The organism is Candidatus Bathyarchaeota archaeon (assembly GCA_026014735.1).
Lineage (GTDB): Archaea > Thermoproteota > Bathyarchaeia > Bathyarchaeales > Bathycorpusculaceae > Bathycorpusculum.
The window spans coordinates 17170-35317 of the sequence record JAOZHT010000002.1 but is presented as its reverse complement, the minus strand read 5'-3'; the positions used below and the strand labels follow the sequence as shown (position 1 = coordinate 35317).

Below are 18148 nucleotides of genomic sequence, written 5' to 3'. Positions count from 1 at the left end.
TTCATTAAGGGGTAAGAGAAAATGGATGAAAGTCCTGATAAGAGTATAGAATCGGTGGATAACAGCGTAACCTCTAATGCACATTCAACGATAAGCTGCATAGTCATCGTTCGAAATATGGTTGGTACCATTCGTAAATGCTTAGAAAGCTTGCTTAAAGAGAGAATCGATCAAATAATTGTAGTTGATGGTCATTCGACGGATGGCACCTCCCAAGTGGTTGACCTGTTTCCTGTTACGCATCTATATGACCATGGAAAGGGAGTTCCAGCCGCAAGAAACATCGGTTTATTTGCCAGTACAGCAGAATATATACTGATTGTTGATGCCGATCAATGGCTGCCTTCAGAGTTTATTGAAAAGCTTAGAAATCATTTGAATAAATCTAATTGCGATGCAGTAACCTGTGATGAGATCTGGTCAGGATCTTCGATCTGGGCAAGAGCACAAGAGGCTTCCTGGACTCAAGTTGCATATTTTAGGAATAATTGGATTTATTGGCCGAGGTTAATGAGAAAATCTTTGATCTGCGCTGTAGGCGGTTGGGATGAGAACTTGAAAGGTTTTGAGGATTTAGATCTTTGGAATCGTATTGTTGCCTTCAATCCTCGTACTCTAAGGGCTAACTTGAAAATTTATAGTAATGCTGACGATATTACTGTCGTTTCTGCCTTAAAACGAGGCATTTATTCGCACGTATCATTGCCCGTGTATATAGCAAGATACCCTTCACAATGGCAAAAAGTACTGAGTGTTGCGCCGATAGGGTTTGGTGTCGATTTCGTACTCTCTTTAGGTGTTCTCGTGACTACAAAGGATTTGAAAATTGCTGTAGCATCCTTTGTACTCCGGGCGAGCATGTCAATAGGGCGCTTCGTTGGCGTTTGTTTACATCGCTTTACTAAAGAGATCGCAAGGTATCCAAGAACAATTAGGTAAAAAATGATAGAACGAATAGGCTGCTATATACCGCTAACTGGTCTTAATTTTCTAAAAAAGAACCTGATTGGTGAATCTATTTTAGATGTCGGATGTGGAAATGGAAAACTAATACGAACACTCACAGAGAAAAGGGATATTTTTTCCGTCGGAATTGATATTTTTCTTCCTTACTTAAAGACATGCAAAACAAAGCACACTTATGATGAATTTGTTATGTGTGACGTTCGTTTCTTACCCTTTACTCGAAAAAGCTTCGATGCAATTTTATGCTCAGAAGTATTGGAACACTTGAATAAAAATGAAGGCTTACGTGTAATACAAAACTTGGAATGTCTCTCAACAAATATTACAATTCTAGCAATGCCTGTTGGTGAATATTCACAGGAACCAATCGATAATAACCCAAACCAAGCGCATAAGAGTGTATGGCGTCCCATTGAGATGAAAAAGCTGGATTATGTTGTAAGATTATTTGGATTTCGTAGCATCAGGGGAGAAATTGAGGTGCGGTCACGATTTATTCCTCGTTTTTTCCATCCTATATGTAACTCGTTTAGTAATCTGACTTTCTTTTTGATAGAACCCTTAATTCCTGAAGTTAATGAATTGGCTAGCCATATGATTTGTGTTAAAAAATCTGTTGCTGATAGTAACTATTGAAAATTTTTTTTCCTTAGTTGTGGATATGATCAAATTTGGTATTTCAAATTTTTTTTTTGCAAATGTTAATAAAGGGGCGGGTGGTTAGATGCGGTTAATAGTCCTGCTACTATATGAGTGGTTATTTGTCAGTGGAGGTTGCTTTATATGATGGAAAAAGTGGATGGGAAAATGCGTGCGGATTGGAATAACCGTGCGAAAGAAGATGCCATCAATTGGGTGCGCCCTTCTTCAGATCCTCTCGATTTTGATAACTCGGGAAAAGAAGATGCTGCGAGGTTACTTTCTGGGTTAACCTATCTTCCCTTTGAAAAAATGAAGCTGCTTAACATAGGATGTGGTATTGGTAGGCTTGAACCATATTTAGCACCTCTATTTCATGAGGTTTTTGGAGTTGACGTTTCAGATGAAATGATATCCCTCGGGAAAACCAGACTTACCAGTTTTAGTAATATATCCCTACAGACATCTAATGGGTCAGATTTACGCATTTTTTCAGATAATGAGTTTGATATGGTTGTCTCTTATACTGTCTTCCAACACCTTCCTAGATCTGTGACAGCCAATTACTTACAAGAGGCTTTTAGAGTATTAAAAAAACAGGGGATATTTAGATTTCAAATAACCAGTTTGAACGTTCCTAAATGGTTTTTTTCCTTATTGCTGAAGATCAAGCATCGCTCATTGTCTATTTCAGCAGAACCAGAAGCAAACGATACCATAAACATTAGGTATTATAAAAAAGCCGAGCTGGAAGAAATGATGAATAAAGCTGGTTTTATTAACATTCATATTAGCGAAAGACGCAGACATGTATTTGAAAAGCATCTTTTTATAGACGGGCAAAAATGACGTTTTAGTGGCTTTCCTTTGTTGTTACATACCCATGAATGACTATTTATGAGTCGTTTTTTTGATTGCACAGTTATTGGAGATGTTTTCTTTGACGTTATCGCTCAGAAACCATCTTGGCAGAATTGTGTTTATCGCGGAGGTGTTTCGGAAATGGCATTTGCCAAAATTACACATGGGGGCGGTGGAAATGTTGCGGTCGGTATGTCTCTGTTTGGCCTAACCACCGCTTTTATAGGTAAAGCAGGTAACGATGTGTTGGGTGAAATGTATGATTCAGACCTGAAGTTAAATAGCGTTGTATCGAAATTAATATTTGATGACAGTCTTCCAACTGGCATTGCAATTTCTTTCATTGAGCCCAATGGTGAAAGATCATTCGAAGTTTTCAGAGGGGCGAACAGCAACCTTACGGATGATGAAATAACGAAAAATCAGCAGCTAATAGAGGAATCAAAATATCTCTATATCGTAGGATATTCTATCATTTCGGAAAACCAAAAAAAAGCTATTTTGAGAGCGATAGAAATTGCAAAACGAGCGAAAACCAAGATAGCCTTTGATCCAGGGGCTCATAATATTATAGCCCAAAATAAAACACTGTGTTTGAATCTTATCAAATCAAGCGATATTCTGTGTCTTAACTTTGAAGAAGCATGTGAATTAGTCGGTACTCGAGATATCGACCTAATAATAACGAAATTGCAGCAATGGACTAATTTTTCTTGTTTAAAGCTCGGTGGTGAAGGGTCAGTCATGATGACAAAAAGTCGTATTATTAAGAGTCCTGCATACGAGGTTGATGCAATTGATACTACTGGCGCGGGGGATGCTTTCATTTCCGCTGTTATTTATGGTGAGTGTAAGAGGCTTTCTTTAGAATTAATCTCAGATTTGGCAAATTGGTACGCTTCAAAGGTTGTATCTAATGTAGGGGCACGCGGCTTTCCCCGAAAAGACGAAATATTAACTCACTTAAAACATCTTCAATTAGCAGGGCCCTAAAACCTGTAGGCTTTAAAACTTGTTATCGCCTATATCGCGCGTACTTTTCGGACAAATTTTCCGCAAAGGCGGATTACCACTCATTCGCATAAGCACGCAACCTACATTGGTTTTAGACTGTGATTACGCTACAGCCCTCCCTTTGAGTTTTTTCCTATAACTTAGGTCTGCTCGGTGTTGAGTCTTTTTATTGTTCTTTTGAGTTTCTGGATTTGTGCGGGCTGGATGGTTTTGGTTGGTTGTGGGTTTATGGTTGTTTTCTCTGTTGTTTTGAGGGCTGCTTTGAGGGTTCCCTTGAGTTAGTCGGCGTGGTTCCGTCCCCCCGACGGTAGCGACTCGGTTGCTGCAGTTAACGCAGCCATAGACGGGTTTTCTTGACTCGTTAGGCATTCGGCAAATACTCGATAGCAACATCAAGTCCGAGGTTACTAACGCTCGAGAGCTTTCTTCGTGATTATCGATAATTCTCTTTGGCGTATTCACCGTAAAATAGCGGCTTAGCAAATCGGTAACTGGAATCATCGGGGAATAGTTAATGGCGCTTGTTAACCTGAAGTGCTGCGACCATATGCGTTTATACATGAACAATCCATTCTTCATCGGTTCTGCCAGTCGTCGGCAGCCAGTTTAGTGAGGTTTAGCTTATCAGCATCTCCATTTCTTTTAACTAAGTTCTCGAAGGCTAACAGTTTAGCTTGACCGCCCTAACGGAAAAGGGTGGATGTTTGGTTTAGGGCTTGCGTTACAGAATAAACTTTGTCTGAAAAGAATAGCGGTAGAGAAAACACTGGTGGTTTTTATAGCATGCGTTGACGCGCTGAAGAAGTCAACCCCCGAAAAACCAACCCGACATACACTAACAACGACAACCGAAAAAACTAACATAGAAAGTGAAGAAAAATAGCGTATCGCCACAAACATACATAACCTGAAAAGCAATTTAGTGCCCACAACGGCACAAAGCAAAAATCATAGAATCTCCAAAGAAGCCATGTTTTACGATAACCCCCGCTCGATTGTATATGCAAACCGTATATGCACCTTGTTCTGTTTGGAGAAAATTACGCACACTTGCTGCCCAATTAGCCTGCAAGCTTATATTGTTACTATGATGTAGCCTTGTTCTTTGTGTTTCTCCAGCGTCACCGATAGCGCATCTGCGTCTGCGCTTCCTGTTGATGCCGCAGTTATTATTCCTGACGCGGGGTTTTCTGTGTGCTTTTGTTGATTGCCTCTGTTGCTGGGTGCGTTTTGGCGGAGGTTTGGATAGCTCCGTGTTCAAACTCTAATATTACCGTGAACCTCTCTGACGGCTTCGTCTCGGGTTTGCTAAGTCCTTTTATTATTGTTGCCCAAACCTTTTCTGACCGATTAATGACTAATCCAGACGCAACAAACAAAAGCTACAAACGCCAAACCAAAAAAGCAATTCAAAACAGGCTCATCCAGAAAACAAAAACATCCGCTGTTCTACTTCTAACAGACTAACAAAAACTGGTATCTTTTTTAAAAGCAAGACTTATTTCAATTGCACGTTGTTTTAGGCACTTTTTCAAAAAGAGTGCTCTCGCCAAAAAAGAAAGCAACAAAAATATCTCCTTTAAAGTTGGAATCCGCATTTTTTTGTATTACAGAAATACTGAGTTCTAATGCATGGATTAAGTGGGCTTCAAAGCGAGAAAACAGTCTAAAAAAGCACACTTTCTATTGGTTAAAAAATGGTCCTAGTGTATCGGTAAGTGAAAAATAGTGAACTAACAAAACCATCTACATCCACTATTAAGATTGTTAGTTGTCATACAAACCCTATAGCCTGCTAATGCAACCCAGAAACGTTGCTCCAAATATGCAAAGCGTATATGCATTTTGTATATGTATCCGTATCCCCTCGGTAGATAGCTAAAGAGCGCCTTTTAGATAGTGACTATGCTGTAGCCTTTTGCTTTTAGAATCTCCAGCGCCACTGTCAAAGCTTCCGTATCTCCGCTTCCAGTTGACGCCACCGTTAACATGGTGGGTGCAGGTGACCTCTCTACGCATTTTTTGAGAGCCTCGGTTGCGGGATGCATTTTAGTTGCGCTTTGGAGTGCTTCAACTTCGAACTCTAATATTTCCGTGAACCTCTCTGAGGGTTCTGTCTCGGTTTTGCTGAGTCCTTTTATTGTTCTTTTGAGTCTCTTGATATCTGTTGGCTGCATAACCTTCTGTGGTGCCTCAGCCACAGTTATTTTCTGTGTTATCTGTAGGGTTTTCTTGAGGGTTTCGCGTGGATTCGTCGGCGGCGTCGCGGCTAGGACTTCTTTTCGGTTAAAGCATGCCAGCCCCGAGGGCAGGGACTCCGTTGCCGCAGTTAACGCAGCCATAACGACGTTGTAGATGAGTTTATCTGCGCTTTGCGCATCCTTGGCGGTTAAATCTGCCACGATTATGGTTGGCGTACCCTGTGCGCCTGCGTATTCTTTCACAATCAGCTCATCAAGCATCAGGGTATGTTTCCAATCCACATTTTTTAGTCGGTCGCCGGGCTGGTAGAGTCGGCTGCCGTAGAATTCCACGCCGCTTCGAGCTACCTTGATGGCTCTGGGCGGCGGCGCCGACCCGCTGGAGCCTGCTCCCGATGCGGTTTGCTCAAGGTACTTTTTGGCTAGCCACCGTGCATACTTTGCTCTGGGAATTATATGCAGGTCCACAGGCTGCAGTGTCTGGTTGGTCTGCATGAGTCCCCATGGGTCAAGAGCGATGGTTTGAAGCTGGAGTTTTGTGGGTCCTGCAAGCGGCGGCGTGTAGGTTACCTCTATCTGCGCTTGGCTCTTTGGCTTCAGGGCGAGTTTTTCTGGTTTAGGCCGTATCCATGGCTGGGCGGCTGCTATGGTGATGGTTAGCGGCAGTTTCGCTTCCGTTTGGATGTTGATGGATGTGTTTTCGGTTTCACCGACTAGGATTCTGTTCCATGTTTTGGTTTCTTTGAGGGGGGTTTGTGGGATTCTGCGGTAGCTGACTGTTAGTGCTGCTGTCAGGTAAATCAGCAGAATGGATCCGGCGAATATGAGGGGCAGATTTTGCAGTATGAGAGCAGCAACAAGAACCGCGCCGAGGGCGGCTGTGAGACCAATTAATGTATGCGTTGGGGTACGCATGGATTTTGTGGTTTTGAAGGTTTGGTTTGACGCATTTTCCCGCAGGTTCCTGTCTAGCAGGTAAACCGCGGGACTCATGAGAAATGCTGAAAGGCTGCCCAGAAGCGGCACCAGTGTTAGAGGCGCAAGAACCAGCGTGCCAAAGGTTAGCGCCATGTTGATTTTGGGGACCGGGGGCTTGTAGGCGATGTATAGCTGGACTGCGAGCAGCGCGATGGCTAATGCAAGCTGGGGAAGCGGCGAAACCAGCATGCCCACTATGATGACTGCTATAAGGTAGGTTTTTGCAGCGGCGGTTTTCAGGTTAATTGTGGGCATGTTTTGTTTCTCTGGGTGGATTAATCGATTTTTGGTACTGGGACCTCTTTGATGAGGCGTTCGATGATGGTGTTTACTGTTACATCTTCCATTTCGGCTTCGGGTTTTATTCGGATGCGGTGGTCTAGGACTGGGTGTATTAGTTTTTTCACGTCGTCTGGGAGGACGTAGTCTCTGCCCGATAGATACGCGTTGGCTCGGGCGCCTTTGAAGAGTGCGATGCTGGCTCTTGTGCTTGGGCCCGTCAGCACGTCGGGGTCTTGGCGTGACTGAACAACCAAGGATAGTATGTAGTCTCGGACTTTTTCTGAGACAAAAACCTTTTTTACTTCTTGCTGGAGCTGCATGATTTCTTCTAGAGTGATAATGGGGTGTATGTCGGGTTGTTCGATGTAGTCGATTCTGCCAAGTATTTGTTCTTCGTATTCTTTGCCCAGATAATCGCTCCAGGCGCGGAACATGAATCGGTCTGCCTGCACCTCAGTTAGCGGGTAAGTGCCTTCTGAGCCGTAGGGCAGCTGGCTGGCGATGACCATGAATGGTTTGGGGAGGATGCGTGTTTCGCCTTCGATTGTGACTTGTTTTTCCTGCATGGCTTCGATGAGGGCGGCTTGGGTGCGGGGGGTTGTGCGGTTTAATTCGTCGCATAAGACGACGTTGGTGAAGAGGGGGCCTTCGATTAGACGTGTTTTGCCGTCTGGGGTGTAGAGGTAGAAGCCTGTGACGTCTGCGGGGAGCATGTCGGGGGTGAATTGTATGCGTTTGAATTGTCCGCCGATGACGTGGGCGAAGGTTTTTGCCAGCAGCGTTTTAGCTGTGCCGGGTAGCCCTTCGATTAGGATGTGGCCTTCGCTTAGCAGGGCGGTTAGGAGTAGTTCTTGGATGTCTTGTTTGTCGATGACGACTTTTGAGATTTCGTTTAGGATTTTTGCGGACAATTCAAGGTTTGTTTCTTGTTGGGTTAGGGTTTGATTCATGATTTTTTCACCTTTTTCCACATTGGATAAAACGTGACTGTGAGTAGGGCTGCAAATACAAGGATGGTTCCCAGTGGAGATGCCGCTGCACCGTAGATGGTGGCTAAGACGGTTTTGGCGCCATAGATGGGCATGGTGGGCAGGTGGGTTTGGTCGATGTAGATTTTGGGGTTGCTGGTTTGGAGTGCTGCGGCGTTGTGGATGAATTGGAGGTTGCCGTCTAGGTTTATCATGCTGTTGATGAGCAGGCTTGGATCCGCCACAGCTACCACGTAGCCCTGTTCCAGTTTTGTGTAGGCAACCATGGGGAAGGGTCCTGTGGGTTCGGACTCGCCGTGTTCTTGGTTGTCGTTTGTGTCTAGAAAGCTGAAGATAGAGGATTTCGCTGCTATCGTGGCGTCCTCGACTTGTAGGGCGGTTGCGTGGTTGAAGGTGATGCTGCTTACGTTTGCCGATAGGGGCGTTGTAGCTAAGTCGGTTATTTTTGGCAGCATCTTATTTTGGTAGTTAAAGAGTGGGTCAAGCAGCGGTTGCCCAGTGAACTTTATGTTAACATCTAAGCTGGTTAAGACTTGGTTTCCGTATCCGTAATCATCAAGCAGGATGAGGGTTCCGCCCTCTGTAACGTAGTTTCGGATTTGTGCCAGTTCAGCTGCTGTGAAGGGGCTGTATGGGATCAGGATCAGCGCTGTTTCTTTTTGGTCGGCGGGCAAATTAGTCAGCGAGGTTAAGGGTGTGGCTTGGGCTTGCTGGGTGTATTTTTGCAGCCCATTCCAGAAGGGGTTTTCCAAGCGGAAATCTCCGGTGGGTGGATAAAACCACACGATTGCAGATGCCAAAAGCAGTATCAGCAGTGTTGAAAGCATCAGGAGTTTACTTGGCAGCACCTAGGATCCTCCTTATGGCTTCTTTGTGTTCCTCTGCCCTCTGCAACTCTTCTGGTTGGGGTGTGTGGGGCGAGTAGAGGCTTTTCTCTGCCTGCATGGTTAGGGATTCGAAGAGTTTGCCGGCAGCTCCAATGCGTGGGCAAGTTATCTTGGTATACTCTCGTAGTGTCATGTTAATTGTTAATGTGGCGCCTGTTGCTGACTGGACGGCGGCGAGGGCTTCAACGTAGGCTTGCAGGATTGCTCCTCTTGCTCCTTGGAGCTTAACCTGGGGCAGAGTCGGTATTGTGGTCGGCGCCTTCTGCAGGGTCGTTTCTATGCTGCTTTCCTCCTTAGCTTGGAGTATGGGCATCTGTTTCTTCCCTGTTTTCGATAGCTTCATGTATGCGACGGCAAACACGGAGAGAGACGACGCCAAAGCAAGGCCTGTACTCACCGAATTTAAAGCAAGAACATTGGCTTTTAATTGGGCAGCCGCTTGCCATGGTTCCGAGGGATGGGCACTGATGGTGAGTTCTTGGTAGCCCGCCAAAGCCGTGTTTAAAGGGGCATCCATCGTTATGTTGAAGCTTCCGTCGCTTGCGGTTTTGGCTGCGGTTGTGAAGTTGATGAAACTCAACTGCACTGTTGCCCCGCTTAGGGGTTTGGTGGCTGATTTTACGGTTCCGGTGACTTGAATTTGCGTTGGAAGCAGAACAAACTGGGGGGCATCCAATTGGAGATACGTTGCCATTTTCTGTATTCTGAAGCTTCGTGTTTCTGCAGCCGGCGCATATAGGCCGCTTGCCTGGGCAGTTACGGTTAAACTGTGGTTCCCCAGCTTCGCCGATGCGTCAACGGTGAATTTGATGCTGCATGTTCCGTTAAGGCTGGTTTTTCCCTGCGCTTTTAATGCGCCGTCGAGGTAAACCTTGATTTGCCGTTCACTTTGCGCTGTGCCGTCTTGAGCTGTGACTTTGCCGCTGACGGTCATCGATAACCCTGGGTAGGCTACGGTGGGCGCGGAGACCTCTAGGAGGGTTTTGTAGTATAGGACCTTAACTTTGATTGTGGAGCTTATCGCCGCTAGGTAAGACTCTTTGTCGTTGCCCACCGGGGTATAAAGCGCGTAGATCGAAACCGAGTCAACGTACCTGTAGGGGAGTTTAATCGCCGCCGAGTAGGCGCCGTCTTGCCCGGTGGTGGCTGTTGTTACTTGTTTTCCATCCAAAAGCAGCTCTACCCTGCGACTGCCCAATCCGTCGCCTGCGGTTAGGTGGCCAGATGCGGTTATGGTGCCGCCGACAAAGCATCGGGTTCTATTGAGCGCTAGGGTTAGGCTGGTGGCTTTGAGGTTTTGGGCTCTGATTTCCTGTTCTCTTTGGTTTGCCCGCTGCAGGAGCTGATGGTAGAGGTCGATGAGGTCTTTAAGCCGCTGCAGCATGGCTTGCAGTTGGCTGTAGGCTTCACTGATTTTGCTTTGACCTGCCCCTGCATAAACGCCGATTTTCTGGCTTAAGATGGCGGTTGCGTCTTTGAGGTCATCGAGTAGAATCTGGGCTTTTGCCACCAAGACGCCTGCGCGGTCAAGGGCTGGTCCTACTTCGCTGAGCCTGTTTTGATCCAGCATCTTAGAGGCAGTGTCCAGTGACCTTTGCAGGTCGCTTAGGGTAGTGATGAGTTGCTGGGTGAGTTGGTTGTAGCGGCTGATGATGTAGCTTAGGTCCGGGGGAACGGTTATGTGGCTTAGCTGCTCACTTAGGTCGCTTGCGTTCTGGTACTTCCTGTTTGCCATGAGTGCAAATATGTCTGCATACTCTATCAGAAAGGAGTAAGCGTCTATGCTGCTCTTGGTGGCGGTGGGGTCTTCATGTGGCGTGAGGGTAGGCTGGGCTTCTATGGGTAGGCAGGCTCCGAAAATGCTGGTTAGCATCAGAAGTGCGAGGAGTACGGCTTGGGTTTTCATAAGACGTTTGCACCCAAAATCTCCATGATTTTTATGCCAGCAATCAGCAGAAAGACAGCGAAGAGCACGTAGCCGATAAGGTTGGTGAATTTTTGGGTTTTCGCGCTGAGCGGCGTGTGCAGCAGGGTAAGGATGAAGTATTCGACGATGAAGACTGAAGCATACAGGTCCAGGCTGGTGGCGCTGTAGAATGCTAACAGGAAAGTGGTTACGGCGTAGGTTGCGGCTAGCGAAAGCAGGTATCTGTGCGGGGTCCTCAAGGTTTTCTCTCCAAAACTTTCAGTTCCACGATCAGCTTGCTGCGGTTTGCTTTTTCTGCTTCGATAGTAACGGGCTTATCGAGAGCCTGCGCAATGATGGATGCAGCTATGGAGGCTATGGGGCTGCCTATACAGCCGTAAATCCACATGTTTTGATTCTCAAGCCTCGGATTCAATACCTCCAATAGCACTGCCACGTTATCCATGCTTACTCTTACACCATCAGCCAACGCCATAGTGCCCGCTAAAACATTGGAGACCGCCGCCTCCAAGTCCCCGGCTGTAGCATCCGCCTTGGATTCAACATACCCGCCGGCAGCGGAGCCCGGTGTGATAACCAGCAAGCCGATGTCTTGGGGTCTTGAACCGTACTTGACGATGAGGCGTCTAGGCATTGTTTTTTTGTCTAGCTCGATTTGGGAGTCAAGCGGGATAAGGGCTTTTGGTTTATCTCCCGTTATCGACATGGGCAGGTAGATGGCTTTGGTTTTCAGCCCTAGCTCTTCAACCAGCGCTGAGATGTTTTCGATGCCTGACTGGAGCAGGATTGCGCTGGCTTGCGGCGGAATTTTTGGTTGCCCTTTCTCGATAGCGAAAGCGACTGCGCCGAGGATGATTGTGGAAATGCCTAGCGCCGTGAAGGGGGTTGAGTTCAGTATGATGGCTGCAAGCAGGCAAAGAAGGATGCCTGTTAGCGTGAGCATGCCTGCGAACGAGGCATGTAATACAGTTCTTCTTTGGCGGTTTTTTGGTGGACATTTGTCTGACATAGTTAAAGTCAAATTAGCATAGGATTTAATAAGTCTTCATCAAAAAATCAGCTACCGACTAACCCCAGCATATGATACCGAAACTTACGCGTCACCGTAGCCAACGCCAGCGCCTCCACCAGCAAAGCCATAGACGCCACAATCGGCTCAAGCCTGATGCCCCACGGCGTATAATTCAGCCCCAACCCAACCAGCGGAACAAGAGCGAGGCTAAGCCCAATCGAGAGGGCCACCCGCTCAAGCATGTCCAGTTCTTCGCTGCGGGGGTAGAGCGCTGAAATAAGCATGAAGCCGGGCAGAAAAAGGACAAAGACGCCGCCTAAAACGTACCTGACGTAAAGCAGCGTTGAGCTGTTAACCGTGAAGATGGCCAGTGCTGTGACGGCGAGCAATGCGGTGATTGCCCAGAACCACGCGTTTTGTAGGCTGAAAAAATACTTCGCTATGTTCCTTGGGGGGTTAGGTTCTGTGAGGTTTAGGGTGCCTTTTTTCCATTCCACATAAACCGCTTTTATGGCGTCAGATTGTTTGAGCCCCTTTGCGGTAAGGTGCTCGACGAGGTCGTCGACGGTGGGTTGCTGCAGATTTTTTGCGGCTGCTAAAACCGCTTCATGGGGGTTGGTGCTCATTGGGTTTTTCCTCTGGGCTTGTTTTCGAATCAATTTTTATATATGTCTTATGCATGAATTCGTTGATAGTGGATGGCAGACAAATGGTAAACAGAAAGATACTGGTTGGCGGCTGGCTGATAATCGCGGTCGCACTCTGCGCCCTTGCAAGCGCCCAACAGCCCACTCTCAGCGAAGCAGAAGTCGACATAACCGCTGCATACCAAGCCATCCTCGCGGCCCACCAATCAGGCGCAGACATCACTCAACTGACCGCGCAAATCAACAACGCCCTAAACCTAACCCAGCACGCCCAGCTGCTAGAAGAAACCAACCCGCAACAGGCCCAGCAGTTAACCAGCCAAGCCCAAGCCATAGCCCAAAACGTAACCGCCCAGGCACAGGCCGCTGGGCAATCCGCATCCGTTGGAGTTCCTGCGGTTGTCGCGGCGGCTGTAGCTGGCCTGTTGGCGGCTGGGGTAATCACGTATCTGAAAGGTCCGGGGGTGTTTTGGCGGATATGGTATAAGCTCCGAAGGAACTACCTTATAAAAGCCACCGGATCGGCGCCAAACGATAAAGCCCTCGTTATTACGCCTCGGCAATTATGCGCCGCCGTTTTAGCCCTCACCGTCCTCGTGGCGTTTATTGCGGTTTCTGGGGTTTTGTTGCCGCGGGGGCAGGGTGAAGAATTCTCTGAACTGGGCATTTTGGGACCGAACCTGAAGCTGGGTGATTATCCTTCGGTAGTTGTTGCCAGCGAAACCGTCCGCCTATATGTTTACGTGGGTAACCAGATGGGGAAGCCCATGCTATATGAGGTGCAGGTTAAACTTGGCGACAACAACACCGCTGTGAACCCCGCTAACGCTTCTGTGCTCCAGCAGAACTGGCAGGTGCTTGATGTCAACCAAACCTGGACTTACCCCGTCCAAGTAACTTTGACGGAGCCTGGGGTTAATCAGCGGCTTATCTTTGAGCTGTGGCTTTACAACCAAACTATTAGCCAGTTCCAGTATCACCAGCGGTGGGGGCAAATCTGGCTGAACGTGACTTCACCTGCCTCTTAGCTACCGATTCATGTTTGCTGAGGTAGAAAAATGCGGTTGCTTGCCTTCAAAATGCTATTTCGCCGGCGAGGAACAGCGTCAGCTATCATATCAATCGCGTTGCTTGTTGCCTTGGTGACTGCGGTGAATTGCTTGGTAAACAACATTAGCTCCCAAACCTCGGCGCTAAGCCAACTTGCCAGTGTAGGCGACACCTACATAGTCACTGAAGGCTCAGGTGGGCTTGGTGAAAGCGAAATCGACGCTGCCGTGGTCGCAGAGATAAATGGCAGTAGACTCCTTTCCGATTTGACCTGCCATCGCCTAACCCGCGGGGCCATCCAAACCGCCGACGGCTCCTACCCCGTGACTATGCGAGGCATAGATGACCCACAAGCCTTCTTTCGTCGCCACAACGCCGCCGTCAACGGCTCCGCCAGTCCAAATGGTGCACAAGCGGTGGCAGGGGTTATCCTTTCAAAAGCAGCCTCTATCCATAGGGGCGACCAGGTGAATTTAACCATCCACGGCAAAGCCTTCTCCCTCTCCATCGTTGGGGTTGTGCAGGCCAACGGGCAAACCGACACCGAATTAATCCTGCCGCTTACAACCCTCCAGGAGCTCTCCCCCAGCGCCGGCTCGGTTTCCCTCATCGAATTCTCCACCCAAAACCCCGCGGGAATAGCCAACTTAACCCGGACGCTGCCCTCCAACCTGAAAATCGAGTGCACCCAGCAGACCGCCGCGTTTGCGGCCGACATCAACAACCAGCTGGTGGCTTTCATCACTGTTTGGTCAGTTTCCGTGTACGTGGTGGTTGCCGCGGCATCCTACGTCATAGCTACCCGCGTCGTCAACGAAGCAAAATACGAGTTCTGCATGCTTGGAACATTGGGCGCAAAAAAGCCGCTTACAACACAGCTGATCTTGGGCTATGCAGGGGCTATTGCTTTGGTAGGCTGCCTTGTAGGAATTTCCCTTGGCGTGGTGGGCACGCAGGCGGCGGCGACTTTTGCGCGTTGGCTCTTGGGCAGCAGCGGATTAGCGCCGTTTCTTGAGGGCAGTCAAGCTTTGGAGATTCTGATTCTCGCGTTCGCTGCCTCCCTCGCTGGCTGCCTCTACCCCTCACTGAGGGGGCGCTTTGTGGCGTCGGAGGCGAATCAGGCGTGAATCTGCTGCGTTTCCGTTATCTACGCACCAAACGCGTCGCCGCTTTAATTGTGGTTTTCACGTTGGTTTCCACGCTTTTCTCGGTCACAGCCTACAGCTTTCTAGGCTTCTACGATGGCTTCTCAAGCTATGTAGGCGAAGACGCCGACGTGGTAGCCATCTACAGCAAAGCAGGCAGCACCCCCTTCACCGGCGTGGTTCCACTCGAATTAGCTGACACAGCAGCTCAAGTTAATGGTGTGGTCGCCGTGAGCCCCGAAGTCCTAGCGCCCGCCATGATCAATGGGCAATCCGTCTTCGTCCGCGGCGTGCTGCCCGAGGAACTCGCCAAACTCAACTCCATCGCCATCCGTGAAGGTCAAGCCCTCAACTTAACCGACGCCAACTCCGTTATAGTCGGCGAAGGCTTAGCGCAGCGGCTGGACCTAAATGTAGGCGATGATTTCTTGGTTTTGGGGGTTCTCTCCCAGCGATACGTGACTTTGCAGGTTAGCGGCATCTTCGAATCTGCCTCTGCGCTTAACGATGAAGCGTTGGCGCCGCTCTACATTGCCCAGTGGCTCCGCGGCTTAGGCTACAGCGACGCCAGCCTGCTGCGCGTAAAAATCGACTCTGCCCAAACCAGCGCCGCCCGCATCTACCAGCAAATCAGCAACCAAACCGCCCCCGTCTCCTCCCCCTCCGATTCATCCTCGCCTTCTCCGACACCCAAAAGTCAACTCAGGCGGGACCTTGAGGCTCTGCTGCCGCTTGCCCACGCCAACATTAACATATCTTTGATAGGCGTCGAGGATTCACAGCAGTTCATGCAAGGCTACCTTGGTCGCTACGGCGTAACAAAGGACACGCTGCTGGTGCTTTCGGTGGTGGTGCTGCTTTTTGCCTGCGGAACCGCTGCCTGCGCCGTAGCCTTGTTTGTGAAGCAGCATACAGGCGACATTGAGGTTATGCGCTCCATCGGGGTTTCCGCTTGCGCAATGAAGGCGGATTTGGCGGCTCGGATGGTAGCTTGGGCGCTGGCGGCTTCTTTTCTGGGCGCCATCTTAAGCGCTGGGTTCATCAACGTTTTTCAGCGGCTCGGCTACTTGCAGGTGCTTTCCCACGCCATCAGCTTCCAACTTGACCCGCTGGTCGTCGCCGCCAACTTTGGGCTCCTCTCGCTGCTTAGCGCCCTCACCGTTGCCCGCATGGAGCTAAAACCATGAAAAAAGCCCTCGCCCTCTCCCTGCTATTGTTGGCAATATCCGTAGCGGTGACTGTGCGGCTCTACCCCGCCCTCATCAGCGGCATGCCCTTTTCGGTGGACGCTTGGCCGCTTATCCGCAACACTGAACTGCTAAGTCAGAACACGCCTGTGTCCCTTACCAGCGGCGTATTTGATGGCTACAACAACTATTGGCCCGCCGTCCAGCTTTTCGGCGCCGTGCTCTCGGAGCTGTCGGCGTTGCCCGCGGCGTCGGCGATGGCTTATGCGGTGCCTTTGGCTGCGGCTTTGGCGGTTCCCCTTTTTTATTTAATCGTCAAAAAACTCACGGGCAGCACCGCGGCTTCTCTGGCTGCGGCTTTCCTGTTAGCCACTGTCTTCCCTTATGCCCTCTTCACGGCGGGCGTCACCAAAGAAACCTTCGCCAGCCCCCTCTACCTCTGCTTAATTTTTGTTTTTCTACAAAAGCACAATGCTAAATCGCTGGGTCTTTTCCTGGTGCTTTCGTTGGTGTTGGTGTTGACTCATCATTTTACAGCTTTTTTAGCCGTCGCCATCCTGTCGGGTTTAACTGCGGCATCCTTCATCACCAAAAAAGGCCTCAGTGATAAGGCGAATTCACCCCAGTCAAACCTGCTCTACCTAGCCGCCTTTGCAGGCGCCAACTCACTGTACTTTGCCCTCTTCGCCTACCCAGCACTTAACTTCACCATAACCCTTAGCGATTTACTCTCAGTGGGCGCCTACGAAGTCCTCCTTGCATCCCTAATCATCTACCTCTGCTACGCCGCCAAACCCTTCACAGCCCTAAAAACCGCCCTCTACTGCGGGGGGTGGACGCTGATGCTGGCGTTGCTTGTGCTTTTAACCACCCAAATCCCCATCTTGCCCAGTGCGCCCACCCTGCCCCTCCGCTACCTCCTCTATGCCCTCCCCACCCTGCTGGGACTGCCCCTTGTCATCTACGGGTTTAGGGAGCTGCGGCGTCGCCAGAGTTTTCTGTTGGCGCCGTTTTTCTGGGTGGCGGCGGTTGCGGCTTTTGGCATCTGGGCGCTCTTCTCTAACGCCCTAGGTGGCTATGGCTTTGTTTACCGCTCCATCAACTTCATTCTGCCGCCGTTTCTTATTCTGGCTGCGCTGGGGCTTTGGCAGCTGGTGGGCAATCGGAAAATGCAGAGGCGCCTTTGGGTGGCTTTTGCTGTTGTGCTTGTGGCTTTCATGGCGGTGCTTGGCTGCTTTAGCGTCTATGCGGCGGTGGCGCTTGAGGAGCCCTACTTCGGCTACTTCTGGCGTTACTCACCCAGCGAGTACCATGCAGCCGACTGGACTGCGGCATCCGTGGCTAACCAGACCGTGGCAGGCGACTCCAAAATCCACTATCTCTTAAGCGACTACTTCGAATGCGGCGTCGACATAATGGGGGGCTACCGGTTTTTGGGCGAGAACGCTTCCGCGCCGCAGCTTCTTTTCGTATATGGTCAGATGTACCGCAACGGCTATGTGCTCTATGACGGCAGCCCCGCCGCGCTCCCCGCAAACTGGACCGATAAGCTGGCGAACTACAACTGCGTTTACGTTAACAGCGAGGTAACAATCTATGCAAACCCCTAAACCCACCGTGCAACTGACAAACATATCCAAAACCTACGGCGCAACCCCCGTACTCAAAAACCTGAACTTAACCGTTAGCCCCGGAGAATTCGTTTGCATAAGGGGAAAATCAGGCGCAGGCAAAACCAACCTCTTCAAAACCATCGCGCTCCTCGAAGCCCCCACCGCTGGAACCATGCAGATCTTCGGCAAAGACGCCTCAACCCTCAATGACAGCCAACGAGCGAACCTGCGGCTGCACCACATCGGCTTGGTGTTCCAGTTCTTCAACCTGCTGCCCACGCTTTCGGTGCTGGAGAACGTGGAGTTGCCGATGGCGCTGGCCGGCGTAAAGAAGGTTGCTCGGTTGTCGCGGGCGATGGAGCTTCTGGGCTACTTTGGGCTGGCCGGGCTGGGGGAGCGGTTCCCCTCTGAGCTCAGCGGCGGGGAGCGGCAGCGAGTGGCGGTGGTGCGGGCGCTGGTTAACCGCCCCAGTTTGCTGCTTGCTGATGAGCCCACGTCGAGTTTGGATGATGAGAACGCTCTGCTGGTGCTTTCTATGCTATGTAGGGTGAATCGTGAGGAGGGGGTGGCGGTGGTTTTGACGACTACGGATCTTTATGAGCCGCTGGCGGGGGCTTCGGCGGATTTTGTGTTGCGTGGGGGGCGTCTGATGCGGAGTGATTCGCGGTTTGAGGTGGCGGAGGCTGGGGTGGCGCGGCAGTGACGTGTTTAGGTGCTGATTTCTGGTCTAAATCAGAATTGAAATTAACG

16 protein-coding genes are annotated in these 18148 nt (G+C 49.6%); 9 read left to right on the top strand and 7 right to left on the bottom strand.

Translation table 11 applies throughout. The features are described from left to right. The first annotated feature begins 21 nt into the window (after positions 1-21). From NWE93_06030 to NWE93_06015, 4 genes are all read left to right on the top strand, one after another. Positions 22-939 carry a glycosyltransferase gene (locus NWE93_06030; protein MCW3999778.1) on the top strand — a complete coding sequence of 306 codons (918 nt, stop codon included), beginning with the start codon at positions 22-24 and terminating at the stop codon, positions 937-939. Between the two features lie 3 nt (positions 940-942). Then, a complete protein-coding gene (locus NWE93_06025) occupies positions 943-1602 on the top strand; it encodes a class I SAM-dependent methyltransferase (protein MCW3999777.1) in 660 nt (219 codons plus the stop codon). A gap of 147 nt (positions 1603-1749) precedes the next feature. Then, positions 1750-2454 (top strand): methyltransferase domain-containing protein, encoded by a 705-nt coding sequence (locus NWE93_06020; GenBank protein ID MCW3999776.1) that lies wholly within the window; start codon positions 1750-1752, stop codon positions 2452-2454. 48 nt (positions 2455-2502) lie between these two features. After that, the gene (locus NWE93_06015) at positions 2503-3459 is read left to right on the top strand and encodes a carbohydrate kinase family protein (protein ID MCW3999775.1); all 957 of its coding nucleotides are present in this window, start codon (positions 2503-2505) and stop codon (positions 3457-3459) included. A 1913-nt stretch (positions 3460-5372) separates the two neighbouring features. Here the strand turns inward: NWE93_06015 and NWE93_06010 are convergent. The 7 genes from NWE93_06010 to NWE93_05980 all read right to left on the bottom strand — a co-directional run bounded on the left by NWE93_06010 (position 5373) and on the right by NWE93_05980 (position 12382). Further along, positions 5373-6914: a DUF58 domain-containing protein gene (locus tag NWE93_06010; GenBank protein MCW3999774.1), complete on the bottom strand. Its 1542-nt coding sequence runs from the start codon at positions 6912-6914 to the stop codon at positions 5373-5375. 20 nt (positions 6915-6934) lie between these two features. After that, a complete protein-coding gene (locus NWE93_06005; GenBank protein MCW3999773.1) occupies positions 6935-7891 on the bottom strand; it encodes a MoxR family ATPase in 957 nt (318 codons plus the stop codon). Next, positions 7888-8778 (bottom strand): DUF4350 domain-containing protein, encoded by an 891-nt coding sequence (locus tag NWE93_06000; protein MCW3999772.1) that lies wholly within the window; start codon positions 8776-8778, stop codon positions 7888-7890. The genes NWE93_06005 and NWE93_06000 overlap by 4 nt, the downstream gene beginning before the upstream one ends. Next, positions 8765-10723, bottom strand: coding sequence for a hypothetical protein (locus NWE93_05995; protein MCW3999771.1), 1959 nt, complete (start codon positions 10721-10723; stop codon positions 8765-8767). The genes NWE93_06000 and NWE93_05995 overlap by 14 nt, the downstream gene beginning before the upstream one ends. Then, entirely contained in the window at positions 10720-10983 is a 264-nt protein-coding gene (locus tag NWE93_05990) for a hypothetical protein (protein ID MCW3999770.1), read from the bottom strand. The genes NWE93_05995 and NWE93_05990 overlap by 4 nt, the downstream gene beginning before the upstream one ends. Further along, on the bottom strand, positions 10980-11687 hold the full coding sequence (locus tag NWE93_05985; protein MCW3999769.1) for a hypothetical protein: 708 nt from the start codon (positions 11685-11687) through the stop codon (positions 10980-10982). The genes NWE93_05990 and NWE93_05985 overlap by 4 nt, the downstream gene beginning before the upstream one ends. Positions 11688-11800: 113 nt before the next feature. Continuing rightward, complete coding sequence (locus tag NWE93_05980) at positions 11801-12382, bottom strand: DUF1616 domain-containing protein (GenBank protein ID MCW3999768.1); 582 nt, start codon at positions 12380-12382, stop codon at positions 11801-11803. Between the two features lie 83 nt (positions 12383-12465). Between NWE93_05980 and NWE93_05975 the strand changes: the two genes are divergently transcribed. The 5 genes from NWE93_05975 (at position 12466) to NWE93_05955 (ending at position 18101) form a co-directional block, all read left to right on the top strand. Further along, a complete protein-coding gene (locus NWE93_05975) occupies positions 12466-13431 on the top strand; it encodes a DUF1616 domain-containing protein (GenBank protein ID MCW3999767.1) in 966 nt (321 codons plus the stop codon). Positions 13432-13563: 132 nt separating this feature from the next. Beyond that, positions 13564-14580 (top strand): FtsX-like permease family protein, encoded by a 1017-nt coding sequence (locus NWE93_05970; GenBank protein ID MCW3999766.1) that lies wholly within the window; start codon positions 13564-13566, stop codon positions 14578-14580. Beyond that, the gene (locus NWE93_05965) at positions 14577-15785 is read left to right on the top strand and encodes an ABC transporter permease (GenBank protein ID MCW3999765.1); all 1209 of its coding nucleotides are present in this window, start codon (positions 14577-14579) and stop codon (positions 15783-15785) included. Before NWE93_05970 ends, NWE93_05965 begins: the two co-directional genes overlap by 4 nt. Further along, positions 15782-17395: a hypothetical protein gene (locus NWE93_05960; GenBank protein ID MCW3999764.1), complete on the top strand. Its 1614-nt coding sequence runs from the start codon at positions 15782-15784 to the stop codon at positions 17393-17395. Before NWE93_05965 ends, NWE93_05960 begins: the two co-directional genes overlap by 4 nt. Then, the gene (locus NWE93_05955; GenBank protein ID MCW3999763.1) at positions 17382-18101 is read left to right on the top strand and encodes an ABC transporter ATP-binding protein; all 720 of its coding nucleotides are present in this window, start codon (positions 17382-17384) and stop codon (positions 18099-18101) included. Before NWE93_05960 ends, NWE93_05955 begins: the two co-directional genes overlap by 14 nt. Positions 18102-18148 lie beyond the last annotated feature (47 nt).

Excerpts from the sequence above, each read along its gene's own strand:
- NWE93_06030 (MCW3999778.1), top strand. The coding sequence starts at position 22 with ATGGATGAAAGTCCTGATAAGAGTATAGAATCGGTGGATAACAGCGTA.
- NWE93_06025 (MCW3999777.1), top strand. The coding sequence starts at position 943 with ATGATAGAACGAATAGGCTGCTATATACCGCTAACTGGTCTTAATTTT.
- NWE93_06020 (MCW3999776.1), top strand. The coding sequence starts at position 1,750 with ATGATGGAAAAAGTGGATGGGAAAATGCGTGCGGATTGGAATAACCGT.
- NWE93_06015 (MCW3999775.1), top strand. The coding sequence starts at position 2,503 with ATGAGTCGTTTTTTTGATTGCACAGTTATTGGAGATGTTTTCTTTGAC.
- NWE93_06010 (MCW3999774.1), bottom strand. The coding sequence starts at position 6,914 with ATGCCCACAATTAACCTGAAAACCGCCGCTGCAAAAACCTACCTTATA.
- NWE93_06005 (MCW3999773.1), bottom strand. The coding sequence starts at position 7,891 with ATGAATCAAACCCTAACCCAACAAGAAACAAACCTTGAATTGTCCGCA.
- NWE93_05995 (MCW3999771.1), bottom strand. The coding sequence starts at position 10,723 with ATGAAAACCCAAGCCGTACTCCTCGCACTTCTGATGCTAACCAGCATT.
- NWE93_05985 (MCW3999769.1), bottom strand. The coding sequence starts at position 11,687 with ATGCTCACGCTAACAGGCATCCTTCTTTGCCTGCTTGCAGCCATCATA.
- NWE93_05980 (MCW3999768.1), bottom strand. The coding sequence starts at position 12,382 with ATGAGCACCAACCCCCATGAAGCGGTTTTAGCAGCCGCAAAAAATCTG.
- NWE93_05975 (MCW3999767.1), top strand. The coding sequence starts at position 12,466 with ATGGTAAACAGAAAGATACTGGTTGGCGGCTGGCTGATAATCGCGGTC.
- NWE93_05960 (MCW3999764.1), top strand. The coding sequence starts at position 15,782 with ATGAAAAAAGCCCTCGCCCTCTCCCTGCTATTGTTGGCAATATCCGTA.
- NWE93_05955 (MCW3999763.1), top strand. The coding sequence starts at position 17,382 with ATGCAAACCCCTAAACCCACCGTGCAACTGACAAACATATCCAAAACC.